This window comes from Cycloclasticus zancles 78-ME (assembly GCF_000442595.1).
Classification (GTDB): domain Bacteria; phylum Pseudomonadota; class Gammaproteobacteria; order Methylococcales; family Cycloclasticaceae; genus Cycloclasticus; species Cycloclasticus pugetii.
Map to the genome: position 1 here is coordinate 444772 of NC_021917.1, position 26197 is coordinate 470968.

General features: G+C 40.7%; 24 protein-coding genes and 1 pseudogene. 24 read left to right on the forward strand and 1 reads right to left on the reverse strand.

The features are described 5' to 3' along the window. Positions 1 to 86: 86 nt before the first annotated feature. From CYCME_RS02195 to CYCME_RS02310, 24 genes and pseudogenes are all read left to right on the forward strand, one after another. Positions 87 to 659, forward strand: a pseudogene (locus CYCME_RS02195) (ABC transporter ATP-binding protein); the annotation flags it as partial. Between the two features lie 23 nt (positions 660 to 682). Next, on the forward strand, positions 683 to 1531 hold the full coding sequence (locus CYCME_RS02200; protein WP_020932005.1) for a hypothetical protein: 849 nt from the start codon (positions 683 to 685) through the stop codon (positions 1529 to 1531). A 180-nt stretch (positions 1532 to 1711) separates the two neighbouring features. After that, positions 1712 to 3007 carry a glycosyltransferase family 61 protein gene (locus CYCME_RS02205; protein WP_223253215.1) on the forward strand — a complete coding sequence of 432 codons (1296 nt, stop codon included), beginning with the start codon at positions 1712 to 1714 and terminating at the stop codon, positions 3005 to 3007. After that, complete coding sequence (locus CYCME_RS02210; protein ID WP_020932007.1) at positions 3004 to 3756, forward strand: acyltransferase; 753 nt, start codon at positions 3004 to 3006, stop codon at positions 3754 to 3756. Before CYCME_RS02205 ends, CYCME_RS02210 begins: the two co-directional genes overlap by 4 nt. Beyond that, the gene (locus CYCME_RS02215) at positions 3756 to 4169 is read left to right on the forward strand and encodes a sugar 3,4-ketoisomerase (RefSeq protein ID WP_020932008.1); all 414 of its coding nucleotides are present in this window, start codon (positions 3756 to 3758) and stop codon (positions 4167 to 4169) included. Before CYCME_RS02210 ends, CYCME_RS02215 begins: the two co-directional genes overlap by 1 nt. Further along, the gene (locus tag CYCME_RS02220) at positions 4166 to 5287 is read left to right on the forward strand and encodes a DegT/DnrJ/EryC1/StrS family aminotransferase (protein WP_020932009.1); all 1122 of its coding nucleotides are present in this window, start codon (positions 4166 to 4168) and stop codon (positions 5285 to 5287) included. Before CYCME_RS02215 ends, CYCME_RS02220 begins: the two co-directional genes overlap by 4 nt. A 53-nt stretch (positions 5288 to 5340) precedes the next feature. Beyond that, positions 5341 to 6171 (forward strand): glycosyltransferase family 2 protein, encoded by an 831-nt coding sequence (locus CYCME_RS02225; RefSeq protein WP_020932010.1) that lies wholly within the window; start codon positions 5341 to 5343, stop codon positions 6169 to 6171. Next, on the forward strand, positions 6164 to 6856 hold the full coding sequence (locus CYCME_RS02230; protein ID WP_020932011.1) for a class I SAM-dependent methyltransferase: 693 nt from the start codon (positions 6164 to 6166) through the stop codon (positions 6854 to 6856). Before CYCME_RS02225 ends, CYCME_RS02230 begins: the two co-directional genes overlap by 8 nt. An 8-nt stretch (positions 6857 to 6864) precedes the next feature. Beyond that, the gene (locus CYCME_RS02235) at positions 6865 to 7677 is read left to right on the forward strand and encodes a sulfotransferase family protein (protein WP_020932012.1); all 813 of its coding nucleotides are present in this window, start codon (positions 6865 to 6867) and stop codon (positions 7675 to 7677) included. Between the two features lie 59 nt (positions 7678 to 7736). Beyond that, positions 7737 to 8960 (forward strand): DegT/DnrJ/EryC1/StrS family aminotransferase, encoded by a 1224-nt coding sequence (locus tag CYCME_RS02240; protein WP_020932013.1) that lies wholly within the window; start codon positions 7737 to 7739, stop codon positions 8958 to 8960. A gap of 1 nt (position 8961) precedes the next feature. Next, positions 8962 to 10161 (forward strand): DegT/DnrJ/EryC1/StrS family aminotransferase, encoded by a 1200-nt coding sequence (locus CYCME_RS02245; RefSeq protein WP_020932014.1) that lies wholly within the window; start codon positions 8962 to 8964, stop codon positions 10159 to 10161. Then, complete coding sequence (locus CYCME_RS02250; RefSeq protein WP_020932015.1) at positions 10158 to 10880, forward strand: WbqC family protein; 723 nt, start codon at positions 10158 to 10160, stop codon at positions 10878 to 10880. Before CYCME_RS02245 ends, CYCME_RS02250 begins: the two co-directional genes overlap by 4 nt. A gap of 80 nt (positions 10881 to 10960) precedes the next feature. Further along, the gene (locus CYCME_RS02255; protein WP_020932016.1) at positions 10961 to 12418 is read left to right on the forward strand and encodes a hypothetical protein; all 1458 of its coding nucleotides are present in this window, start codon (positions 10961 to 10963) and stop codon (positions 12416 to 12418) included. A gap of 151 nt (positions 12419 to 12569) precedes the next feature. Further along, a complete protein-coding gene (locus CYCME_RS02260; protein WP_020932017.1) occupies positions 12570 to 13331 on the forward strand; it encodes a glycosyltransferase in 762 nt (253 codons plus the stop codon). 65 nt (positions 13332 to 13396) lie between these two features. Continuing rightward, complete coding sequence (locus CYCME_RS02265) at positions 13397 to 14431, forward strand: acyltransferase family protein (protein ID WP_041932994.1); 1035 nt, start codon at positions 13397 to 13399, stop codon at positions 14429 to 14431. Next, positions 14428 to 15384 carry a UDP-glucose 4-epimerase family protein gene (locus CYCME_RS02270; protein WP_020932019.1) on the forward strand — a complete coding sequence of 319 codons (957 nt, stop codon included), beginning with the start codon at positions 14428 to 14430 and terminating at the stop codon, positions 15382 to 15384. Before CYCME_RS02265 ends, CYCME_RS02270 begins: the two co-directional genes overlap by 4 nt. Continuing rightward, the gene (locus CYCME_RS02275) at positions 15368 to 15928 is read left to right on the forward strand and encodes a sugar transferase (RefSeq protein WP_020932020.1); all 561 of its coding nucleotides are present in this window, start codon (positions 15368 to 15370) and stop codon (positions 15926 to 15928) included. Before CYCME_RS02270 ends, CYCME_RS02275 begins: the two co-directional genes overlap by 17 nt. A gap of 129 nt (positions 15929 to 16057) precedes the next feature. After that, positions 16058 to 16951, forward strand: a complete 894-nt coding sequence (gene galU, locus CYCME_RS02280) for a UTP--glucose-1-phosphate uridylyltransferase GalU (RefSeq protein WP_041932995.1) — start codon at positions 16058 to 16060, stop codon at positions 16949 to 16951. Then, entirely contained in the window at positions 16944 to 18569 is a 1626-nt protein-coding gene (pgi, locus tag CYCME_RS02285; RefSeq protein WP_020932022.1) for a glucose-6-phosphate isomerase, read from the forward strand. The genes galU and pgi overlap by 8 nt, the downstream gene beginning before the upstream one ends. Further along, entirely contained in the window at positions 18559 to 19812 is a 1254-nt protein-coding gene (locus CYCME_RS02290; protein ID WP_020932023.1) for a nucleotide sugar dehydrogenase, read from the forward strand. The genes pgi and CYCME_RS02290 overlap by 11 nt, the downstream gene beginning before the upstream one ends. 15 nt (positions 19813 to 19827) lie before the next feature. Continuing rightward, positions 19828 to 21729: a polysaccharide biosynthesis protein gene (locus tag CYCME_RS02295; RefSeq protein ID WP_020932024.1), complete on the forward strand. Its 1902-nt coding sequence runs from the start codon at positions 19828 to 19830 to the stop codon at positions 21727 to 21729. Positions 21730 to 21845: 116 nt separating this feature from the next. Continuing rightward, a complete protein-coding gene (rplM, locus tag CYCME_RS02300; RefSeq protein ID WP_015006772.1) occupies positions 21846 to 22274 on the forward strand; it encodes a 50S ribosomal protein L13 in 429 nt (142 codons plus the stop codon). Between the two features lie 15 nt (positions 22275 to 22289). Continuing rightward, positions 22290 to 22682, forward strand: a complete 393-nt coding sequence (gene rpsI / locus CYCME_RS02305) for a 30S ribosomal protein S9 (protein ID WP_015006771.1) — start codon at positions 22290 to 22292, stop codon at positions 22680 to 22682. A 159-nt stretch (positions 22683 to 22841) separates the two neighbouring features. Beyond that, positions 22842 to 24353 (forward strand): GGDEF domain-containing protein, encoded by a 1512-nt coding sequence (locus CYCME_RS02310; RefSeq protein ID WP_020932025.1) that lies wholly within the window; start codon positions 22842 to 22844, stop codon positions 24351 to 24353. A gap of 20 nt (positions 24354 to 24373) precedes the next feature. On the opposite strand, the gene CYCME_RS02315 is transcribed toward CYCME_RS02310, so the two are convergent. Then, a complete protein-coding gene (locus CYCME_RS02315; protein ID WP_020932026.1) occupies positions 24374 to 26077 on the reverse strand; it encodes a SulP family inorganic anion transporter in 1704 nt (567 codons plus the stop codon). Between the last annotated feature and the right edge of the window lie 120 nt (positions 26078 to 26197).

The following is a 26197-nucleotide window of genomic DNA, read 5'->3' on the forward strand; positions in this document are numbered from 1 at the left end:
TGGGCGTATCATATCGTCGACGAGCAGGAGTGCTTAGGTGGAATAAATATTGGGCGCTGAATGATATAACGTTTGACCTATATAAAGGTGAAACGCTTGGCATCATTGGTAGAAATGGTGCCGGCAAGAGCACTTTGTTACAGGTTTTGGCGGGTATTATTTCACCAGATAAAGGTGTTATTACTCACAATGAAAGCACGGTATCTTTGCTAAGTCTTCAGGTGGGGTTTTTGCCGCATATAACAGGCCGAGAGAATGCTATTTTAAGTGGAATGCTGCTTGGTATCAATAAATCTGAGATAGAGAAAGCAATGCCAAAAATAATCGAGTTTTCAGGTCTCGGTGAATTTATAGATCAACCTGTGAATTCATATTCCACTGGAATGAGGGCAAGGCTAGGTTTTTCAGTTGCAAACCAAATGGATCCTGATGTTATTCTTGTTGACGAGGTATTAGGTGTGGGGGATGTAGAGTTCAAAAAGAAATCTGCGGCAGCAATGAGAGAAAAGATATCATCAAATAAGACAGTGGTTATAGTTTCTCATGATGAAAAAACCTTAAAAGATCTATGTGACCGAATTTTATGGGTAGATAGAAAAGGCATGTGTGTAGAAGGGGGTATTGATGATGTCTTGATATCCTATAATCAATCGTATTAAAAATAACTTAGGGGTTATGTGTAGTGAGTGCTAAGAGTTTAACTAAGTTTGTGATTCTTACTCGTGGTAGGACTGGGTCAACGGCAATAGTGGATGAAACCAATCAGCATCAAGATATCTCTTGTAAGCAGGAGGTTTTTGTTAGTCTTAGGGTGACTCCTTTATATGCTTTGTATCAAAAATATGGAACATCTTTTGAAGAGTACGGGTTTAATGAAGAATGGTTTCCAATATTTGCTTTATGGTTAAAGCAATTTAAGAAAAGTAGGCTTTTATCTAAAGTGAATTTTTTGAAAAAAATTTATAATCCACTTAATATTCGTAGGGTGAATCGGTATTTGGATGAACTTGAGAATCATGGTGTTAACCTAGGTTGTGAGGTACTGGGTTTTAAGTTGTTAGAGCATCAAGTAGCAGAGATTCCCGGCTTTATAGCTTTGTTAAAGCAACGGAACTATAAGGTGATCTACCTTGAGAGAAAAAATGTTGTTAGGCAGGTGCTCTCGGGTGTAATTGCAAATAAACGTAAAAAATTTAATGCTAAAAATTATCAGTCGGATGGTCAATTATATGAATTGGATCTCAATAATTTTAAGAGTCTGATAGAAGGAGAGTTGCACGCAATACGCTCGCAGAAAAAGATGGTTGAAGGGAATGGTTTTGACTCACTATTAATTAATTACGAGGATTTTTTAAATAACCGCCCTGAGTTTTTCAAAGAAATTTTTGAATTCCTAGGTGTGGATAATGTTCTTCCCGAAGGGTCTGATTTTTCTATCATGATACCTAATGTCAAAGATGTAGTTAAAAATTATGATGAATTTTATGCTTGTATCGAAGGTATGGGGATGCGCGAGTATATTGAAAGCTAAGAACGAGTGGTAAATGTGAGAGCACAGGGGATGAGGTTTTTATGGAAACTACCTTTATTATCGCTAGAAACTTATCAAGTAGCTGTTAAAAAACTAATTAATTTTTGAGCGAATATATAAATGAAGCTTATTAAAGTTGATAGTCCTCAAGGTGCTACCAGAAGCATTAGGGCCACTAAATTGGCTATTTTTTATAGAGAAAAGCTTAAGCATATTAGGTTGATTCGTATTGTTGTCCGAAGGGTTTGGGGTGCATCTTTGAGTTTGTATTCGAATCTGGAAAACGCTTACAAATGTTGTTTGTTGGGGGGTACTCATAGAAGACGGCGGTCTTTAAGCAAGCAAAGAGATTATGTGGAACAGAACGCTATATTTTCTCACAAATTATACGACTTTGAGCCTATACCCTTAGCGCAACCAATTGTTTACCCCGTAAAACATAAGGAATACCTGGACTCAGTGGGAGACCACCTCGTGTTCCCAGAACTATCTATTAAAGTTTTGCAAGAAGCCACTTGTTATGGTGGCACAAATATGGTTCTTGTGGGCGCTGAAGTGATACATCATGACCTGTATGATTGTAAAAGCGACTTAACCAGTGAGGAGCTTCATTGTAAGGTAAAGGTTTTTCCAAAAAAAAACCAAATTAGATGGCTCATGGAAGATCAGGATCCCATTCGGCTTTCACGAGCAGCGGTGTTTGTCGACGCGTGTGCTGAGAATTATGCTCACTGGTTAACTGAAGTGTTGCCTCGTATAATGCTTTTTTGTTTAGAAGATTCATATAAAGATGTTCCCCTTATTGTAAATGACGGGCTGCATGAAAATATTATGAGCTCTCTTGAGTTAGTGGTAGGTGTTGGACGAGAGGTTTTAGTTTTGCCTGCAGGAAGAGCGGTTTTGGCTGATGAGCTTTTTGTCACCTCGGTGGTTGGTTATGTGCCATTTGACCGGAGGAAAAATAAATTTATGGAGTTCTCGCAAGGAGTTTTTAGCGCTTATGCTTTAAGTTTGCTTCGAGAGACTATAAGTGGTTCAGGTTTTTGTGCCGAGAAGGGTGCCGCCTCACCAGAGAAGATATTTTTAAAGCGAAATTCAGGGTTGAGAAAGGTTGTGAACACTATTGAAGTTGAAAAAATATTGGTTGGGAAAGGATTTGTGGTTGTCGAGCCGGAGAAGTTAAGTTTTATACAGCAAGTGAAGTTATTTAGTCATGCTAAGCAAGTTATTGCCCCAACAGGTGCGGCGTTGGCGAATGCAATTTTTTGTAAGTCAGGCGTCAAAGTGGCTGTTTTAATGGCTAAGAACAAGGATATGATATACAGGTATTGGGTAAATATGCTGTCGCCACTCAAGTTAAAAGTGTTTTATGTATTAGGTGAAATGCACCAAAACCTAGACCTTGGGATACATGGGGATTTTTATATTGAGGCCCACGATGTACTCAATCTATTGAATGCAATGGAGGAAGAGTGAGTGACATACATCCATCAGCAATAGTTTCCCCCAAAGCGATATTAGGAGAAGGCGTTCAGGTAGGACCATTTTGTATTATTCATGATAATGTGATTCTGGGAAGTAAGGTAAAAGTAGAGGCGTATTGTGAGCTTGGAATAAAGACCCCGCTAAGTGATGGGGGGGCGCTAGTTATTGGGACGGGGGCATTAATTCGCTCTCACTCTACTTTCTATGAATCATCTGTATTTGGAGAAGGTTTGGTTACAGGGCATCAGGTAACGGTAAGAGAGGGGACAGTAGCTGGAAAGGGTTTTCAAATTGGCACGTCGAGCGAAATTCAGGGTGATTGCTCTGTTGGAGATTACGTGAGGTTTCAGTCAAATGTTTTTGTCGGAAAAAAAACTATCATTGGTAATTTTGTTTGGGTTTTACCTTATGTTGTATTTACTAATGACCCTACACCTCCCAGTAATGTGCTGCTGGGCTGTACGGTTGAAGACTATGCAAGTATTTCTGCTGCGTCGGTAATTCTTCCAGGCGTGATAATCGGCCGTCATGCGCTTGTTGGGGCTCAAGCTTGTGTTACAAAAAATGTGCCAGCGAATATGGTAGTAGCAGGTGTACCAGCACGTGTAATTGGAGAAGCAAAAAAAATTAAATTGCGGGATGGATCAGATCGGTCTGCGTATCCATGGACGAAACATTTTACACGCGGGTACCCAAATACAGAGACCAGTACTTGGTCTGAAAGAGAAGGAGAGGAATAATGATTGAGAAGTGTTCTATTATTGATTTGCCGCGAATAAATGATCCACGCGGTAATTTAACGTTTGTCGAAGGAGGAGAGCATATCCCTTTTGATATTCGTCGTGTTTACTACTTGTATGATGTTCCGGGGGGATCGGAACGCGGTGGGCATGCTCATAAAGAGCTACACCAGTTAGTTATTGCTATGTCGGGCTCATTTGACATTCATCTTGATGATGGGGTTTCAAAAAAGACAGTACATTTAAACCGTAGTTATCAGGGGCTTTATATTTGCCCGATGATTTGGCGTGATATCGATAACTTCTCATCTGGTGCAGTATGCATGGTCTTAGCCTCAGAATATTTTGATGAGCTAGATTACTATCGAGATTATAACGAATTTATTGATGTATCTAAAAAGGTGGTTAAATGAAGGAGGTGCCTTTTTTAGACCTTGCACAATTGCATCAAACTATTCGCAAGCCATTAGATCAAGCTTATAAACGTGTAATGGACTCTGGTTGGTTTAGTATGGGAGGTGAGCTTGAGGCATTTGAAAGCGAATTTGCACAATACTGTGAAGTAAAGCATTGTGTTGGCGTTGGGAATGGGCTTGAGGCGCTCCATCTTTTGCTGAGAGCTTATGGCATAGGAGCAGGTGATGAAGTCATTGTACCTTCTAATACCTTTATTGCTACATGGTTTGCTGTAACTGAGTGTGGGGCAACGCCTGTTCCAGTAGAGCCGAATATAGACACGCATAATATTGACCCTGTGTTAATTGGAGAGGCGATTACTAGCCGTACGCGGGCCATCATCCCTGTGCACCTGTACGGGCAATCGGCAGATATGGATCCAATAAATGAATTAGCAAGCAAACATAGTCTTCTTGTCATTGAAGATGCTGCGCAAGCGCAAGGGGCTCGCTATAAGGGTAGGCGAGTTGGGTCACTGGGGCATGCTGCAGCCACAAGTTTTTACCCAGGAAAAAACCTTGGTGCATTAGGGGACGGAGGCGCCATACTAACAAATGATCAGCACCTTGCTGATAAAGTTAAATTGCTTAGAAATTACGGTTCTGAAACTAAGTATCAGCATGATGTGGTCGGCGTGAATAGTCGACTAGATGAAATGCAAGCAGCTTTTTTAAGAGTAAAGCTTTCGGTACTAGATCAATGGAACGAGCAACGCAGAGGTGTAGCGCGACAGTATTTAGAAAAATTAGATGGCGCGGGTTTTGTTTTACCATATGTGCCAAAATATGCAGAGCCAGTATGGCACCTTTTTGTTATTCGTTGCCAGCAGCGAGATAAATTAAAAGAGCATCTTGAGAATCATGGTATTTCAACGGTCATTCATTATCCAGTACCGCCTCACCTGCAAGTGTGTTACCCAGGATTTAATGGTCATCACTTGCCTCTTGCTAAGGTGTTAGCAGATGAAGTGTTGAGTTTACCAATGTCGCCTGTTCTTGAGCCGGTGGCGCAGGAGGGCATCACTAAAAGTCTTTATGGTTTTCTGAGTTCTTCAGCTAAGAGCGACGTTTCATAACGTATTTGATCAGTAGACATAAATGAAATTCATACATAGAAATGAGGGTAGTGATGTCAGAAGATATTAGTATCATAATGGCCATCTATAATCATGAGAATACGCTGGCAGAGGCTATTGAAAGTGCGCTAATGCAAGTAATGCCATATAAGAGTGTTATTTATTGCCTAAATGATGCTTCTACTGATAGAAGCGGTGAAATAGCCAGCAGTTACGAAAAAAAATACCCAGATAGGGTCAAAGTTTATACTAGCCCTGAGAATTTGGGCTCAGGGAAAAAGTCATTTCTATATCATCGCCCCCCTGTAAAAGGGAGGTATTGGTGTTTATTAGCCGGTGATGATTATTGGACTAGCTCTGATAAATTGAGACAGCAGATCGGATTTCTTGATAGTCACCTTGACTATGTTGGCTGTAGTTGTAATACCATAATGAAAAATGAAGTTACCGGCGATGAAAGTATAATTGAGCCATCTCGAAATACTTGGAATCTTTTTGATTTGATATTGCTGAATCACAAATATGCACAGTATGTACATACCACCAGTATAATTTGGCGTAATATTTATTCTGATAATGACACTTTTTTACCTCCAGGTTTCAAAAAGGAATATGCGCATGGGGATGTGATGCTGTCACATATGATGCTAGACAGTGGTGGAAAAATGAAGAATATTCCAGAGGTCATGAGTTGTTATCGCGTCACCGGAAAAGGTGTATGGACTAGCAAATCCCAAAATAAGCAAGAGAATATAAATAAGAGTTTGAAGAAATATATATATCGTTCATTGCCTTTTAAATATAAAGTTTATCTGTACTTAGAGTTAGTGTGGCGTAACTCTGGGAAGTTGAAAAAGCTTTTTCCAGGGCCGGTTAATGAGTAAAGAAAAATTTAGCTTTTATAAAGAGCACCCCAAAACCTGTAATCCTGATGATTTTTGGGGGCAGGTTAAACGAACTGTGAACGGTGAACCGGTTGCGCAAGATCAGATTGATATGATCGTTGAGGCGGTAGTGAAAAGCCTTGAATTAAATGAAGACGATACGCTGTTGGATTTGTGTTGCGGTAATGGGGCGCTAAGTACATTGCTTTTTAAGCACTGTAAAGGTGGCTTAGGGGTGGACTTTTCTGAGCACCTAATTTCAATAGCAAATAGGTATTTTTCTAACCCGCCCGATCAAATGTATCATTTGCAGGACGTTATTGAGTTTTGCGAAGATCCAATAATGCCGTGTAATTTTTCTAAAATGGTTTGTTATGGGTCATTTCCCTTTATTGAGCAAGAAAGAGCAGAAGCAATGCTGTGCTTGCTTAATAGTAAATTCCCGAATATAGAGCGCGTTTTTATCGGGAATTGTCCTGATAAGAGCTTGTTAGAAAAGTTTTATGGGGATAGAAAACTCACTCCTGACAATGAGAGCGATCCTGATACTGCCATTGGTATTTGGCGTACTCAAGAAGAGTTTATCTCACTAGCGAAACACTGTGGTTGGAAGGCGACTATTCATATAATGCCCGAGCAGTATTATGCCGCTCATTACCGCTACGATGTTATTTTGACAAAGTGAATATTGCGATGGAAAAAATACAGGTTGCGTGGGTATCAGGTATGCCGCGCTCTGGAACTACTTGGCTTTCGCAAATTCTTGCATCGTCACCGGAGGTCAGGCTAAAGTCTTGCCCACTGTTTTCATATGAATTTAAGGATAGTTTGGACGAAAATAGTTCAGCGGAAGAATGGGGGGAGCTCTTTTCCAAACTCTATCAGACAAGTTCTGAGTTTCTAGATCAGGAGCATCTCCGTAAACATGGGTTGGTGCCTTCTTTTAAAGAGAAAAATGAAAACCCTCAGCACTTAATTATTAAATCTAATCGATTTCATAATTTAACGCCTAACATTTTGAAGTTAAATCCTCAGGTCCGTTTTATATATATAGTACGTAATCCTTGCGCGGTTCTTTACTCTTGGTTAAGTAACTCTAATGAATTTCCTTTGAATGCGGATCCATTAGCGGAGTGGAGAACCGGTCAATGTCGAAAAACTGGTCCGGGTGAGTTTTGGGGGTTCGATGACTGGAAGAAAGTTACTACAAAAGCTCTTAGACATAGTGAGCAGTATCCAGATCGGTATAAAATCATACGTTACGAGGACCTTGTGCGGGATACTCGGTACTATATCAGAGAAATTTTTTGTTTTTTTAAAGTGCCATATGGGTCTCAGACTCATGATTTTATTGAGTTTTCACATAGTCGGCATGACGATCACCAGCACTCTGTGTTCAAAGATCCTAAACTAAATAACAAATGGGAAAAAATGCTTGACCCGGCGATTGCTTCGGAATGTTTGGATGAGATTAGAGGTACGGAGTTAGAGAGGTTTTATAAATAATGAATTATTTATAAAATTTTCGAATCAATGATATATTGATTTTATTTTTTCGAGACTCTATGGATATACAAGTTAGCAGGAAAGAGAAGCTTAATGATTTGGCTTTTTTTGGTGGTAGGTGCTTATTTACAGAGCCTAAGTCTACATCAAGTCTGGCTAAGCCAGATTTTGACAGTTTCCTGGACTATTCTGAGCAGTTCTTTAAGCGGCAGCACTATACCAATAACGGGTTTTTAGTAAAGCTGTTGGAAAAGCGCCTTGCTGAATTTCACGATACCCAATTTTGTGTCACCTTCTGTAGCGGGTTTTGGGGGCTTGTGCTGGCAATTACTTCGCTTGGACTTAAGGGAAAGAGCGAAATTATTATGCCGTCTTTGACATACCGTAGAATGGCAGATATTGCGGCGTGGGCTAAGTTGAAACCTCATTTTTGTGAGGTTGACCCAAAAACATTATCTATGAACCGCTATACAGCAGGTGAGTGTATCAATAGTGAAACTGCGCTGATTCTGGCAGTGCATCCCCTTGTTAATTGCTGTGATGTTCAGGGGTTAGTCAGCCTTGGCCTAGAACACGGTATTCCTGTGTTATTTGACTCAGTTGAGTCTGTGTACGAGTCAACAAGTATTGGCAAAGTAGGCAGTTTTGGTGATGCGGAATGTTTTTCAATGCATGCCAGTAAGTTGTTGAATGGCTTCGAAGGTGGCTATGTCACTACCAATAATTCGGAATTAGCTCAAAGGTTGGCGTTATTACGAAGCTTTGGGTTTGAAGGGCAGGATAACTGTGCGGTTGCTGGGGGTCTCAATGCAAAGCTTAATGAAATACATGCGGCAATGGCGCTTACTAACCTAGATGAAATTTCTCAATTGGCAGCTAGGAATAAACGACGTTACCGACAGTATCAATCAGAACTGCAGGCGATACCTGGCATTCGCTTGGTTGAGTTCGATGAATCCTTCAGTACTAGTTATAAAAACGTGGTAGTTGAGTTACTTGATAGTTGGCCACTAAAGAGAGATGAAACTGTCGATATTTTGAATGCTGAGAATGTTCTTGCTCGTGCATATTATTCACCTCCATTACATCGTAAAAGGATGAGTTACCCACATGTTCCCGCATCTCTCAGTGAAACGGACCTTCTTTCTGAGCGCTTTATGCTTTTACCATGCGGAGATCATGTGGAATTAGGTGATATTGGTGAAGTTATTAGAATTTTGGAGTTTATTGGTTCTAATGGAGTTGAAATTGCCAGTCGACTAGAAGAAAGAGAAGCAAGCTAACATGAAAAAAGATAATTTTGCCTTGTACGGTGGTCCTGCGGCATTTGACAAACCTTTGCCTGTTGGGCAGCTTTACTTTCCTTCATGGGAGCGCTATGAAGTTGAAATGCGTGGTATTTTTGAACGACGTTACTACACTAATCAGGGGCCATTAGTTCAAAAATTAGAGGAAAGGCTTCAGGATTTTCTTGGTGTCAAACATGTAATCTGTGTTACGAATGCAACTATAGGGTTGATGATGGCAGTAGAGGTATTAGAGCTTTCTGGAAAAGTAATCTTGCCTTCATTTACATTTATTGCATCTGCCCAATCACTGAGCTGGACTGGTGTTGAGCCAGTCTTCTGTGATGTTGATCCTGGTACTCACCAACTAGCAATTGAAAAATTAGATTCATTAATTGATAAACATGTTTCTGCTATTATGGGTGTGAATTTGTGGGGGGGTGCATGTGATCCGGAGAGGTTGGAGCACTATGCAAAAGACAGGGGGTTAAAGTTATATTTTGATTCTGCTCATGCTTTCGGGTGCGAGACAGATGGGAAAAAAATTGGAGGGTTTGGCAGTCTCGAGGTTTTTTCTTTTCATGCAACCAAGGTTTTAAGTGCAACGGAAGGTGGGTGTATCAGCACCAATGATGGCATGCTTGCAGCGCGCTTAAGAAATATTCGAAGCAGTTATGGAGCCGGTAAGTCTGTGCCTGTTGTGAAGACTTCAAATGGCCGGATGTCAGAAGCACAAGCCGCTATCGCTCTTATGAGTTTTGAGGATTTCCCTCAGAATCAACAAAATAATGAAGGCTTGTTTCGTATGTATGATGAGGGCTTGAGGAGAACTCCTGGGATTAAGTTGGTAAAGCCAGCCGGTGTTACGTTCTCAAACTACCAGTATGTTGTTTGCGAAGTTGATGAAAGTATTTTTGGGTTGTCGAGAGATTCATTGATCAAAATTCTTAAGGCCGAAAATGTGAATGCGCGGCGTTACTTCTATCCAGGTGCTCACCGTAGCATTGAGTATCAAAATAAATTATCGAGTTATCAAGATAGCTTACCGGTCACAGATCACCTGTGTGCCTCATGCATCCAACTGCCAATTGGCGCAATGGTTGATAGCAATGCAGTAGAAGTGATTAGTGAAATCATTAATAAAAGCCATTACAATTCTGTATCTTTGCGGGCGTTATTAGAAGGTGGGAGTAAATGAGGCTTGGTATTATGCAGCCCTATTTTTTCCCATACCTAGGGCATTTTTCTCTGATTTCTTCAGTAGATAAATGGGTAGTATTTGACGTTACTCAATATACACCTAAATCTTGGATGAGCAGGAACCGTATTTTGCACCCTAAAACTGGTTGGCAGTATGTAAACGTTCCGCTTTCTAATTCCTCTGCTTCAATTAAAACGTCAGAGGCTAGAGTATTGAGTTTGGCAGACACTAAGAAATCAATTATTGGAAAGCTGTCTCACTATAAAAAAAAGGCTCCATATTTTTACAAGGTGAGTCAGTTGGTTCAGCGAGTATTTGAAAATTGCCTAAGTGATTCACTTGTGAACTTAAATGTTAGTGCTTTAAGTGAAGTATGTGATTATTTGGAAATTCCGTTTTCATACCAGATATGTTCTGAGCTTGATCTTGTTTATCCAGAAAACATGGGGCCTGGTGATTGGGCACCATATATTTGTGAATCTCTTGGTGCGTCTGAATATGTCAACCCATCTGCAGGGAAAGGTCTTTTTGATGTGCTGGACTTTGAAAAGAGAGGTGTGCTCTTGTATTTTGCTGAATTTTCAGAGTTTAAATATGATACCTCGTTAAATACTTATGAGCCTAATTTATCGATATTAGATGTGATGATGTGGAACTCACCAGAAGATATTATAGCCGGTTTGAAACTAGGGACTAAGCTAGTTAAGGCTTATTAAGTTGGACACCCCGTAGCCACAGGTAGAGGCTTAAAAATGATTGTAGATTACCAGATTGAAAAATTTGATGACAGCACTGTATGGCTAAGACATTGCAAGTGAGGTTTAAAGGCAGGTCCTCAATACGCTCTTTGCATGAAACAGTTTCTGTTTTAACGAATAAAGGGGACTTTGATCAAGCATTACGGTTGATTCATGACTTTGTAGAGCGTGTTTTTACCGAACCCCTCTGTGTCTCGCAGGTTTTTGGCTCTAAAACGTTAGATGATTTGTGTCAGCGTATAGGTAAGGCTAATTTAGTAAGTATTAAGGAAGAGCTTGGATGCATAGAACCCAAGCAAGCAGATAAGCCAATCTTTGTTTATATTGTTACTAAACTACAGAAGTCTGGAGGGCACACACGAGTTATTGAAGACTTTATTAAAGCCCGACCAGAGGGAGAGCATGTATTATTGTCAACAGAGTTAGCGGGGCGATCAGGCCCTAGCTTTCTAACTGGAGGGCTTGAAAGAAGAGCTAGCATAACTTTTAAACAAGCGCCGAAGCTGAGCCTTCAAAAACGATTGGGGTGGTTGCAGCGGCAGCTACTTGAAATTAACTCAGAAAGAGTTTTTTTGTTCAATCATCATCAAGATTGCGTTGCTGTGGCTGCAATTCAGCCTGAGATGAAGCTCAATGCTAGTTTTTATCATCATGGTGATCATCACTTAAGCCTTGGTGTGTACTTGTCGCATCTTGAACATATTGATCCCCACCCAATGGGTTTTCACCATTGTAGGGATGCGCTTGGGATCGAGAACGTTTATATGCCGTTAATGATTGAGGATAAAGGTAAGCGGCCTAGTGACCAGCCCTTTATGGCTAATGGTACGCTTACTACTTGTACTGTTGGTAGGGCAAATAAAATTGAAATACCTTACTTCATTAGTTATCTTGATGTGGTGCCTGAGCTATTGAAAACAACTGGGGGTCGGCATGTTCATATTGGAACACTTTCCCCATGGGCTAGGTATAGAGTTTGGCGAGGAATGAAGCGTTTGGGTATTGCAAAGGAGCGTTTTGTTTATATTTCCTGGGAATCTAATATTTGGGGGGCATTACATAAGTATAAGATTGATTTGTATATAGCATCATTTCCTTATGGCGGAGGGTTAACATTGGTTGAGGCTATGGGGGCAGGGGTCCCAGTGGCTCTGCATGAGCATATATTTTCTCGGGTTTTAGCAGGGATTGACCTTGCCTACCCTGAGGTGTTCAGTTGGAGGTATCCTGAAAAATTATTGTCCTATTGCTCATCACTGACACCTGAAGTTTTAATGCGGCATAGTCGACTGGCGCGGAAACAATATGAGTCTTGTCATATACCAAAGGTGAGCTGGTCAGAGGAAGGAAGTAAATACACTCCGGCTGCATTATCGAACGAATATGATGTATTAAGTGATGAAAGGGCGGCGTGGATGACACAGCAAGTTAGCCTTCATGGGGTTATTTCTCGGGTGGTATATAGAATACTGCGTAGACTGAGGAGTTATTTATGAGTTTGGTTGGTTTTACACTTCTTAGGTTTGAATGATTTCTGGAAACAATTCTCCTCTAAAGAAAAGCAAGCTAGGCTAGTATGATAGAGTTTTTTAGGTTTTATGAAGTTTCAGTTGCAATAATAAAGTACTTATTGGGGGTATTGCTAATATGCTGAATAAACCACCAATTATTTCTATTTCAATTGTGAGTCACCTTCAAGGTAGTCTTGTTAAGTTATTGTTGGGAGACATTGAAAGCGTATGTAAAGGAATGTCAATAGAAGTGTTATTGACACTAAACTTGGCGGAAAATTTCGATGTTGATGCTGAGAATTATTTTTTCCCCATTACTATCCATTCTAATAAGCAGCCAAGTGGCTTTGCTGAAAATCACAATAGGGCTTTTTCTCGAGCGAGCGGGCAGTTTTTTTGTGTTTTAAATCCAGATATAAGGATTAATGATAACCCCTTCGTTCCTTTAATCAGCTGTTTGGAAAACCCTTCAGTTGGAGTGGTAGCGCCCTTGGTCTTTAATGAGTATGGTGTGCTGGATAATAATGCGCGCTTTTTTCCTTCGCCATTAAAGATACTTTGCAAGGCATTAGGTGGCTGCAAGGGTAGTGACTACGAAGTAAAAAAAGAAGTTATATTTCCTGATTGGGTGGGGGGTATGTTTATGCTGTTCCGCTCCAAAGTGTATAAAACAATGTATGGGCTTAATGAGCGGTACTTTCTTTATTATGAAGATGTTGATATGTGCGCAAGGTTGCGCTTGAGTAGTTACCAAGTTGCGCTGTGCCCAGATGCTAAAGTGGTTCATCATGCTCAACGTAGTAGTCATCGCAGTTTTAAATATTTTCGTTGGCACCTAGCTAGCATGATACGTTTTTTGTGCTCACGTGATTATTGGCGACTAAAATACGGAAAATAGGTGGATTTTTTAATATTAAAAAATATGAAGATGCTCGCAAAAACGCTACCAGCCAGTTGTTTTTCATGAATACCCTAAAACAGAATAATTTTGATGTATTAAGGTTTTCTTTTGCATTTATCGTTTTCTTAGTACATTCGTACGCGCTAACAGGCGTTAGTGACTTAGTAGTGTTGAGTCGGTTTTTTTCATCGAGCCTAGCGGTTAAGGCATTTTTTATAGTCAGTGGCTTTTTGATCTTTATGAGCTATGAGAACTCAAGTAATGCAAAGAACTATTTTTTAAAAAGAGCCAAGAGAATTTACCCGGCTTATTTTTTTGTAATTATCATCAGTGTCATTTTAGGGGGAGGTATCTCGACGTATTCATTGGGTGATTACTTCTCGATTTCTCTTCTAGAATATATTTTTGCTAATTTATTATTCCTTAACTTCATACAGCCAAATCTACCTGGAGTTTTTGAGGGGAATCAAATTGAGGCAATTAACGGTGCGTTATGGACACTAAAAGTCGAGGTGATGTTTTATTTAAGCGTGCCGTTAATTGTATGGGCTTTTAATAAGTTCGGGCGATTACCTATGATTATTGGTTTATATGTTTGTTCCGTTTTTTACTCGGTGAGCATGCATATGTTGGCAGCTAAAACGGGGTCAGAGTTTTATTTGCAATTACAACGGCAACTTCCAGGGCAGTTTGTGTATTTTATTTCAGGTGCAATTGGATATTATTATTTTGCTTGGATAAGCAAATATGCAGCAAAACTCTTGTTGCTTTCTATTGTGGTTTTTATTTATCAGCAGTGGCTGCCTTGGCTGACCATTGAACCTATAGCATTGGGTATGATTGTTATTTATGTGGCACGAGTTATGCCATATCTTGGCAATTTTGGGAAGTATGGTGACTTCTCATATGGAATTTATATTATTCACTTTCCTGTATTACAATTGTTGGCCTCGTATACTGTATTTAATGCAAACCCATGGGAGATGCTATTTGTAACGACTCTTATAATTTTGCTAGGGGCTTTTTTACTTTGGCATCTAGTGGAAAAGAATTTCTTTCAGAAATCCTCTCATTACATTGAGGTTGAACGAATATGAAGGTTCTTGTAACAGGAGCTAACGGCTTTGTGGGTTCTTCACTCTGTAACGAACTTTTACAAAAGGGTTATGACGTCACTATTGCGACTCGTTCCAAAAGCGAGGGGTTCCATGGTTTTAAAAAGGTGCGTATTGATTCGATAAATGCTCAAACAAATTGGGCAGTAGCGTTAAAAAAAGTCGATATAGTGATTCATCTTGCTGCACGGGTTCATGTGATGGTAGATGAACCATTAGGTTCTCTTGCTGAATATAGAGAAACCAATAAATATGGTGCTTTGAATCTAGCGGAACAAGCTGTTGAAGCAGGTGTAAAACGGTTTATATTTTTAAGTACAGTCAAGGTAAATGGAGAGTTTACAGATGGAATGTCTAGGTTTTCTCCGGATGATGACTGCATAACAAGAGGTTCATATGCTTTATCGAAGTATGAGGCTGAACAGGCTTTGTCAGCAATAGCGAAAATAACTGATATGGAGTTAGTTATTATTCGCCCACCTTTAGTATACGGGCCAAATGTTAGAGCTAACTTTGCTTCAATGATGAAATGGGTAAATAGCGGTTTCCCTCTTCCCTTAGGCGCAGTGCACAACAAACGTTCCTTAGTGGCATTAGATAATTTAGTGAGTTTTATTATTCATTGCATTGACCATCCAAAGGCGGTTAATGAGGTTTTTTTGATTTCAGATGGCGAAGATGTGTCGACAACTGAGTTGCTAAAGAAGGTAGCAAAAGCTCTCGATAAAAGAGTTTTTTTGTTGCCCATTCCAGTTAATTGGATGAAGTTTGTGGCGAAGTTGGTTGGGAAAGCTGATATTGCTGATCGATTATTTAGCTCTTTGCGGGTTGATAGTTCTAAAACTCAAGAATTACTTGACTGGAAGCCGGTTATCACAATGGATGAACAGTTGAAGAAAATAGCGGATGCGTATTTAAATGAAAAGACTGTTTGACCTGTTTTTGGCTATTAATGCCGCTGCTGTTCTTTTAGTGCCTATTTGTATTGTGGCAATTTTGGTTAGAGTAACGTCGAAAGGCCCAGCGTTATATTGGTCTGATCGAGTAGGTATTAACAATACTATTTTCAAAATGCCTAAATTCCGTAGCATGAAAACAGATACGCCCGCCGTTGCCACTCATTTATTAAAAGACCCGAAAAGTGTACTGACGCCCATTGGCGATTTATTGCGTAAAACAAGTTTAGATGAGCTGCCGCAACTATGGTGTATTTTAAAGGGTGATATGAGTTTTGTTGGCCCCCGGCCTGCGTTGTTTAACCAAGATGATTTAATTGCTTTGCGTACAGAAAAAGGTGTTCATCAGTTAGTGGCAGGCTTAACCGGTTGGGCACAAGTAAATGGTCGTGATGAATTGCCTATATCGCAAAAAGTAGAGTTGGATGTTGAGTACATGCATCGACGCTCTTTTTTATTCGATATTTATATCCTTTGGTTAACGTTTCTCAAAGTGCTTAAAAGGGACGGTGTTTCCCACTAATGGTAATAGTGGTCCAGCGATTAAATGAATGTGTTTTCATTGGGTAAACTTAGCTAGGAAAAAAAGCCAATATTTTGGTTTCTTTGATAGACTTACTTATTTAAAAGGTGATTTCAAGGAGCGTGGGTGTTGAAGGTTAAAAAGGCAGTGATTCCAGTTGCGGGATTAGGGACTCGTGTTTTACCTGCTAGTAAAGCGATCCCGAAAGAAATGATGCCGGTAGTTGATAAGCCGGTTATTCAATATGTGGTTGAAGAAGCTGTTGCTGCGGGGATAAAGGAAATTATTTTGGTGACGCGTGCGGGTAAATCAGCAATTGAGGATCACTTTGATTCGCATTATGAGCTTGAGGCTGAGTTAGCACGTAAAAATAAAGCGGAGTTGTTGGCGACCATCCAAAATATTGTACCCCCAGATGTATCGATTATTTCAATTCGGCAACCCGAAGCGAAAGGTCTTGGGCATGCTGTACATTGTGCGGCGAGCATAGTTGGCTGCGAGCCATTTGTGGTTATTTTACCTGATGTGTTGGTGAATAACGGGGGCGATAAAACGACTGACCTAATGAGAATGGTCGTTGAGTTTGAAAACAAGAGGGCGGCACAAATTATGGTCGGAGAAGTTCCCGACAATAAAGTTCACTTGTATGGCATTGCTGATTGCGGAGGTATCGTGCCAGAGAGTGGCCGATCCATAACTATTAAGGGTCTGGTCGAGAAGCCAAATCAAGACGAGTCGCCATCAAATTTAGCCGTCATCGGCCGTTATGTCTTACCCGGGAAGGTTATGAGTTTGTTAGCTAAAGGCAAACCTGGTGCAGGTGGCGAAATCCAACTTACGGATGCTATTGATGCATTATTGGAATTGGAATCGGCTGAGGCTTATAAAATGATGGGCGATACGTATGATTGTGGGGAAAAACTGGGTTATTTAAAGGCTAATCTTGCGTATGGTTTACAGCATAGTGACACGGCCAACGGTTTGAGACAGTTTATCAGCACGTTAACTAGCGCACATGGATAGTGGTGAGATAAAAGCATGGGTTGATCTTCAGTCACACGCTGAGGAAATAAAGGACTTGCACCTAGCTGAGCTATTTCGTCTAGAGGCTGATAGGTTTGGTGAGTTTAGTTTTTCTACCGAGAGTTTTTTATTAGACCTTTCTAAGCAGCGTATTACCAAAGAAACACTGGGTAAATTAACAGCCTTAGTTGAGCAGCAAGCGCTGGGCGAATGGATTGAGAAATTATTTACTGGAGAGCAAATCAATGTATCGGAGGGGCGTTCTGCGTTGCATACTGCGTTACGGCTCCCCATAGAGGAAACCCTTAGGGTTAATGACCGGGTTATTACGGAAGATATCCATGCTTCTTTAGAAAAAATGGCGTTATTGGTTAGGCAGATTCAGCAGGCTCAGTGGCGAGGTTTTGATGGTCGACCTATTCGGTCAATTGTAAATATTGGGGTTGGAGGTTCAAACCTTGGGCCGTTAATGGCTTGTGATGCATTAGAGCAATATACGCCTGCTGAAAGCAAGCAACTTGATATCCATTTTGTATCATCAATGGATGGCAGTGAACTAGAAAAGCTACTGCCTTTATTAGAGCCCGCGACAACATTATTTATTGTGGCCTCTAAAACATTTAGCACAATTGACACCTTGGCAAATGCAAATACTGCTAGGGAATGGTTGTTAAAAGCAAGTGGGAAATCTGTTGATTTAATTAATCAACATCACTTTATTGCAGCAACTGGGAATATCCGTGCGGCACAATCATGGGGAGTTCCCGAGAAAAACCAATTATTATTTTGGGATTGGGTTGGTGGGCGATATTCTTTGTGGTCAGTAATAGGGTTGCCTATTGCGCTTAAAGTTGGTGTGGAAAATTTTCGTGCTATTCTTAAAGGTGCTCATGCAATGGACAGGCATTTTAGAGAGACGAGCTTTGATAAAAATTTGCCCGTTTTATTAGGCTTGGTTGGCGTCTGGAATATTAACTTTTTGAATATTCATGCACACACAATTTTGCCTTATGATGGGCGCCTTTCACATTTACCATCTTATTTACAACAGTTGGAAATGGAAAGTAACGGAAAAAGTGTCAATGCCAAGGGAGAGCGGCTTAATTACCGGACCTGCCCAGTGCTATGGGGTGAAGTAGGCTCGAATGCACAACACGCGTTTTATCAGCTTTTACATCAAGGTACTGAATTGGTGATGTGCGACTTTATTACCACAGCGGTACGCTATGAGGGTGAAGGTGAAGAGCTTCAATTGCAACATCAGTTATCGCTTGCTAATTGCTTGGCGCAATCTAGACTTCTGGCCTTGGGCGCCGAATCGGAAAATGATTTAGGTTATCAGCATTACGACGGTAACCAGCCGAGTACTACGATTATGTTGGATGAATTAACGCCGGAAACATTTGGTGGGCTGATCGCCTTATACGAGCATAAAGTGTTTGTGCAGTCAGTGATTTGGGAAATAAACCCGTTTGATCAGTGGGGCGTGGAAAAAGGCAAAAAGCTAGCTTCATCATTATTACCAGAGTTTCAGTCACAGGTGAGTGGGGATCTGGATTCATCTACTAGGGGATTGATTCAGCGTGTTCAACGTCAACAGGCTCAGTATGAAAGTTAATGTGTATGGTGTGGGGCTTTCTGCCTGGGTTGCGGCGACATGCCTAGCTAAAGTAGGAAATGATGTAGCTATTTGCGGTGTGTCGCAAGGTGAATTAGGAAAGATTCCGACGGTTCGTGATGAGCCGAATTTATTGCAACAGTTAGAAGCGCAGATTAGTAGTGGCCGACTTAGTCGGCGTAACGAAGGAGTGCAGTCAGAGGCTAATATTCATTGGCTTGCCTTTCAGCCAGACCAGCAATACAAGGCTGAGCAAGTGATGGAGCGGCTTTCTCAATCAGCTCAAAATGATATGCTGGTCGTTAATCAATGTAACTTTGCGGTGGGAGCGACACGTGACCTGCAAACTCGATTAAAAGGGAAAGGCTATGTGGTGTATATCCCCGATAATTTACAAGAAGGTTCGGCGATCCAGGGTTTTAGTCAACCTAACGGGATCGTTTTGGGGCTAGATCATGATAAGGCATTAGTTAAGGCTCGAGCTTTATTAAGGCCGTTTAGTGAGGGCTTGAATACACTGCAGTTAATGACAACTCGTGAAGCTGAATTTACCAAATTTGCTATTACAGGCATGCTCGCTATTCGTTTAGGTTATGTTAATGAATTGGCTAATCTGGCAGATCAGTTAGGTGTGGATATTAGCGTTGTTCAAGAAGGAATGAGGGCTGATACAAGGATCGGTGAGCATTACTTGTCGCCGGGCTGTGGTTTTGGAGGGCAGAACTTCCATGCTTATGTTTCTAAGTTTTCTGGCATTTTTCAACAGCAGAAGCAGCAATCACTCTTAAAAGCAGTTGTTGACGAAAATGAAGTGCAAAAAGAGTTGCTGTTCAGAAAATTGTGGCAACACTATAATGGTGCTTTGGAAGATAAAGTGGTTGCAATTTGGGGGTGTTCATTTAAGCCAGGGACAGCCAGTATTGATAATGCACCTAGTATAAAAATAATTAATGCGCTGGTTGCACAAGGGGTTCAAGTTAATATTCATGACCCAGAAGCAATGCCAAATATAAAAAGTTATTATACAGGTGAAAAATTGATCCGTTATTGTAAAACACCGATGGATGCAGCAGCTGGTGCCGATGCGTTATTACTCGTTACAGAATGGTCACTTTATTGGTCACCTGATTATGAGCAACTTGCTAAATGCATGAATGATCATCTGATCATTGATGGGAGGAATGTTTTTGATAAAGAGGTCGTTAAACAGCACGGGTTTTATTATTTAGGAGTAGGTCGGTAGAGGTGTGAGTTAAATATGGATATTTTTTCACTTCCAGGTTGGTTCATTAGTCGAAGCAGGCGGATAAAGCGTGCGGTTACGCTGCTATTTGATTTTATTGTTATTACGTTGGCTTTATGGGTATCCTTCTCACTACGGCTAGGTGAGTTTTATTGGCCCGAAGGCAGCGTAATTTGGTTGTTTGCTGTTGCGCCTTTTATAGCAACACCTATTTTTATTAGATTGGGCTTGTATCGAGCGATTATTAGATATATTGGCTTTCACTCTTTATGGGTTGTGGTTAAGGCGGTTTCTCTTTATAGCTTGCTTATTACTTTTTTTGTTGTGTTGGCGAACATTGAAGTCGTGCCGCGCTCTGTTCACATCATCAATTGGTTGGTGACCTTATTTGTAGTGGGTGGAAGCAGGATGTTGGTGCGTTGGTGGCTAGCAGGGGCGGTTCCTGCAAATGTAAGTGCAACTCGTAATGTGGTTGTCTATGGTGCAGGCTCATCGGGTACGCAAGTGCTAGACCAGTTACGTATAAAAAACGGTATGAAAGTGGTGGCCTTTATTGATGACGAGACATCACTTCATAGCCGACAAATTCGAGATATCCGTGTGCGCCCCTTTTCACATTTGAGCCGCCTTATTGAGCGCTATGGAGTGAAGGATGTGTTATTGGCGATGCCCTCAGTGTCACGGTCTCGCCGTAACCAAATTATTGCTTTGTTGGAGCCTTATCCGGTAACAGTGAAAACGTTACCAACATTAGCTGAAATTGCCGAGGGTGAAGTAACGGTTGATGATATAAGAGACGTTGAAATTGAAGATTTATTAGGCCGTGATCAGGTATTGCCTAATAAATCTTTGATGGCGAAAAACATACATAATAAAGTTGTGATGGTAACGGGAGCGGGTGGCTCAATCGGAGCTGAACTGTGTCGTCAAATCTTGCAGCAAAAGCCAAAAGAGATTGTTTTATTTGAGCATAGTGAGTTTGCTCTTTATATGATAGAGCATGATTTAAAAAGTCAGCCGATCAGCGAAGAAGTGGTCATTAAGCCTGTCTTGGGGTCGGTAACGGATTCAGATCGAGTTTTATTAGCTTGTCAGGCGGCGCACGTTGAAACGGTATATCATGCAGCAGCCTATAAGCATGTGCCATTAGTTGAGCAAAACCCAAGAGAAGCAATTAAAAACAATATTCTGGGGACCTTATATACAGCTGAGGCAGCATTAAAGTCGAAGGTTAAGGACTTTATACTGATCTCAACAGATAAGGCTGTGCGGCCTACTAATACGATGGGGGCTTCAAAAAGAATGGCTGAATTGGTTTTGCAGGCATTAAGTAATAAGCATAGAGGCGTATCTGCAACACAATTTGCGATGGTGCGTTTTGGCAATGTGCTCGGCTCGTCAGGCTCCGTCATTCCTCTGTTTAAGAAGCAAATAAAAGAAGGTGGTCCAGTGACTGTGACGGACCCTAAAATTATTCGTTACTTTATGACAATCCCTGAGGCAGCCCAATTGGTTATACAAGCGGGTGCCATGGCAAAAGGTGGCGATGTGTTCGTTTTAGACATGGGCGATCCTGTTAAAATATTAGAATTGGCAAAGCGAATGATTCATTTAAGTGGACTAGAAGTTAAAGGAGATGATACGCCGCACGGAGACATCGAAATAAAGTTCACCGGGTTACGCCCGGGTGAAAAGCTGTATGAAGAGTTATTGATCGGTAATGATGTGAAAAATACAGACCACGAAAAAATCATGCGGGCTAATGAAAGTATGATTCCTTGGGAAGAGCTGAATGTTCTTATTAGACGTTTGCAGCAAGCGATTAATGACAATGATGATGTTGAAATTAGAGCGGTATTATCAGAAGCAGTGGTTGGTTATAAACCACAATGTGCTATTGCGAATGTGCTTCATTAGACGTTTTTAGTTCGATTTTATAAAGTTTTGTAACTTAACATTGTGATTTAGATAAAAAATAGATAGAATACGCGGCTCTTTGATAGACCCGCATCTCGAGTGAGTGGAATTAAGAAATGAAAACATTTAGCGCAAAAACAGAAGAAGTAGAACACGATTGGTATGTTGTTGATGCCGAAGGTAAAGCGCTGGGGCGCTTAGCCACAGAAATAGCACGCCGTTTACGCGGTAAGCATAAGCCTGAATATACACCTCACGTTGATACGGGCGATTACATTGTTGTCATTAACGCTGAAAAAATTGGTGTGACAGGCAATAAAGAAAAAGACAAGATGTATTATCATCACACAGGTTACATTGGTAACTTAAAGTCTGTTTCTTTAGGTAAGCTTCGTGAAACACACCCAGAGCGTATCATCCAATCAGCTGTTAGAGGCATGTTGCCGAAAAACACATTGGGTCGAAATATGTTCAAGAAAATGAAAGTATTTGTTGGCGCTGAGCATACGCATCAAGCCCAACAACCTAAAACATTAGAACTATAACAAGAGTTTATTATCATGGCACAAACCCAATATTATGGAACTGGTCGTCGTAAAAGTTCAGTTGCACGTGTTTTTGCACGTCCTGGCAAAGGCGAGATTAAAATTAACAATGCAACGCTAGATACTTATTTTGGCCGCGAAACTGATCGTATGATTGTTCGTCAGCCACTAGAAACAGCAGAAGCAATGGAGAAATTTGACCTTCTTATCACTGTAAAAGGTGGTGGAACATCAGGTCAAGCTGGTGCTATTAGATTGGGGATTACACGCGCATTAATGGAGTTTGATGGCGAGTTACGTCCTGCCCTTCGAAAAGCAGGTTTTGTAACACGTGACTCACGTGAAGTTGAGCGTAAAAAAGTTGGTCTTCACAAGGCGAGAAAACGTCCTCAGTACTCAAAACGTTAATCGTATTGATTCAAATAAGGGCGAAAGTTCTTACTGTTTTAAAAAAAAGCCCATTATTAAATGGGCTTTTTTTTGTGCAAAAAGCAAGGAAATCGGTATGTTGATATCTTTCTTAACGGTTGGTCTATACTTCAAACATGATTATTTAGATACTGATTGATGGCAGACTATAAAGAGAAGTATAGGCGTGCATTAAAAGAGCTGGATGAGTCCGAGCAAAAGGCGACGGATAGTATTCAGGCGTTGTATCAAGTGCTAATGTCGATATTAAAAGGAGTTAAAGGGCACCATAAGGCAATAGATAAAGCGATTAACTCGTTACCTAGGAATACGCCCAATGGTGAAGGAGCACCTGTTGAAGCATTAAGTCGTGTAAGAGACTTAGTGATAAGCTATTTTGATAAAGACGATTTACGTTCAGCAATTACCACGTTAGATATTCTGTTAGAAAATTTAAAAATGTCAGATGTATTGGGTGATGATGTTGAGATCTTGCAAAAAGATGCCGCTAAGATTCGTACTCCAAATGAGTTAAAAGCTTTTACCCGAAAAGTCGTTAATTTAATAGTTGGGGCGCTTTTTGATAATAGTGGTCCTTCAATTAAAGCTTCTTTAAACGGATTAAAGGGTGATCTAACACGTCAATTAGGAAGTCTTGAAGCATTAGACGCCGGGCTTGCAGAGTCGATTAAGGTGGCTGGGTTACATAAAGATATTGAGAGGATTGCCAACTTATCTGACCTTAGTACTTTTCATAAAGAAACTTTTGATGTGCTAGGAAACGGCATCGTAAACAAGAATGAGCTTATTGTTGAGTTCTCTGGGCTTGTTGAAACAGTTATTCATAAGTTGGCTGAACTTTCTTCAGATCTTAGGCAAGCAGGAGCTGAAGAAGCAGATGAATTAAAAGATCGATGGCGGTTGACTGAGTTGATGGGTGGTCAGGTTAAAACATTGCAAGAGTCGGTGTTGCAAGCAGATAATTTAGCGTTATTAAAGACCTTGCTGACCAAACGGCTTGCTGAGTTTAGTCAAACAGTCTCTGAGTTTACCGAGGTAGAAAGGTGTCGAGTAGGTGAAGCCGAAGGGTATGCATTTTCCGTAGCGAATAAATTAAAAAAAATGGAGTTACAAGTTCAAGAGCTGAAATTATCGCTAATACAGGCACATAAAGAAGCACTGGTTGATGTGTTGACTGGGGTTGCAAATAGGCGAGCGTTTGATGAGCGTATTAGGCTCGAGTACGAGCGCTGGAAACGAAATGCAGAGCCTTTGGTGTTGGCGGTGTTAGATATTGACCGTTTTAAAAAAATTAATGATACGTATGGGCACTCTGTAGGTGACAAGGTGTTATGCACGATTAGCCAGTTAATTAATAAGCAGGTACGAGAAAGTGATTTCTTTGGTCGAATTGGCGGCGAAGAATTTGCTGTTATTTTTACAGGTAGTGACCTTGATAGTGGGTTAAAAAGGTTAGAGCAATTTCGAAAAAGTGTAGAAGATTGTAAGTTTGGTTATCAAGGTAAACGACTTACAATAACAATGTCTGTTGGTTGTGCCGAGTTTGCTCCTGGAGATACGGTAAGTGATGTTTATGGAAGGGCTGATCAGGCCTTGTATAAAGCTAAAAGTTTAGGAAGGAACCAATGCTTGAGTGAGCGGGCAATATAATCCTTAAATGTTTGGCGTAGTTAGCGGCGCGCTTGTAATGTCGTTATCGCTTGGTGAGTGCTTAAAAAAATATTTTCCATGCCTATCTTTTTTAGAAACTCAGTATCTTTCAGCTTATCCATAACCGGACCTTTTATTTCAGCTAAGTGTAGCTGAATGTTGGCTTTTTCAAGTCGGTAAAGAATGTCACTTAAGGATTGTAGCGCGCTGGTGTCAATGAAGCTTATCGACTGACAAATAAGTACAATATGGTTAATCGACTGGTTGTCCGCAACCAACCCCATAATATTGTCTTCAAGGTAGTTTGTGTTAGCAAAATAAAGGTTTTCGTCAACGCGTATGGCAAGAATTTCTTTATCCGTTTTTACTTTATAGCGCTTGATGTTTCTATAATGCTCAGAGTTTCCCACTTGCCCAACTACAGCAATATGAGGTTGGCTGCTTCTATGTAGGTATAAGCCAATAGAGATAATAATGCCAGCCAGAATGCCGCTTTCTACATTAATAAATAACACAGTAAGAAAAGTTATTAACATCAAAGTGGCCTCTGTACGGTCGTAGCGCCATGTGTGTTTAAGGGTGTGTGTGTCAATGAGAGGTAGTACGGCAAATATAATAACTGCACTGAGTGCAGCCTTTGGTAAAAAAAAGAATAAGGGTGTTAAAACAGACAGAGTCAAACCAACTAAACAAGCCGTAATAATAGACGCCAAGGGGGAGTTAGCGCCGGCGGTGAAATTAACCATCGAACGACCAAATCCTCCAGCTACTGGATAGCCACCACTAAGAGCTGATGAGATATTGGCAGCACTGAGTCCTAAGAGTTCCTTATTCGCATCGATTTTTTGTCGTTTCTGCCCTGCCATGGATTTTGCAATAGAAACACTTTCTAGATAACCAATTAAAGCGATAAGCAGGGCAGAGGGAAGGAGTTGTTTAAATAGTTGCTCATCGTAATTAGGCAGAATAATATGAGGAAGCCCTGGTGGAATATAACCAACCACGGATACCTCAAATCGTGTATTTAAATGGAAATAATAAACAACAAGAGTGCCAGTAACGGCAACAATAAGAGGGCCAGAATTCGATATAAACTTTATGCTGTTAGGGTTAAATGCTTTTTTCTTTAAGAGGTTTGCTAAAGGGCCTTTAAACCACCATAGAAGCATTAAGCTGCAAACTCCGAGGATGCTTGTTGCTAGGTGTCCTTGGGGAAGTTGGGTAACGATATGGGTTATAGCCTGGTAAGGGGCGAGCCCTTCGGTGATGTTTAAACCAACAATATGTTTTACCTGGCTTAAGGCGATAATGATAGCTGAGGCGCTAATAAACCCGGAAACAACGGGGTGACTTAGAAAATTTATAATACTACCTAACCTAGCTGCTCGCATTAATAGCAAGATGATGCCAGTTAATAAAGCCAGAGTGTTTGCTGCGTTTATTACTTCGTCAATATTGCTGATGCCTAATTCGGCGATAGTGGCGCCTGTCATTAACGACATAATACCGACCGGCCCAATGGCCAATGTTCGACTACTGCCGAAAGCGGCGTATAAAATGATTGGAAGAACGGATGAATACAGGGCTACTTCGGCGGGGAGGCCTGCCAACAGACCATAGGCCATAGATTGAGGTATAAGGACAATAGCAACAATGACGCCAGCAATTAAATCCCCCTTTAATTGAGCGGTTTGGTACGTCTTGATCCAGCTTGGTAGAAGCATGATGTAAAACCTTATTGCGCCGTATTTTTATCATTCGTAACGCACCTGAGCTAAATGCAGGGGTACGTTCTTTGACAGAATTTATAGGTATATTAAATTAGCATAAATATATAATAACTT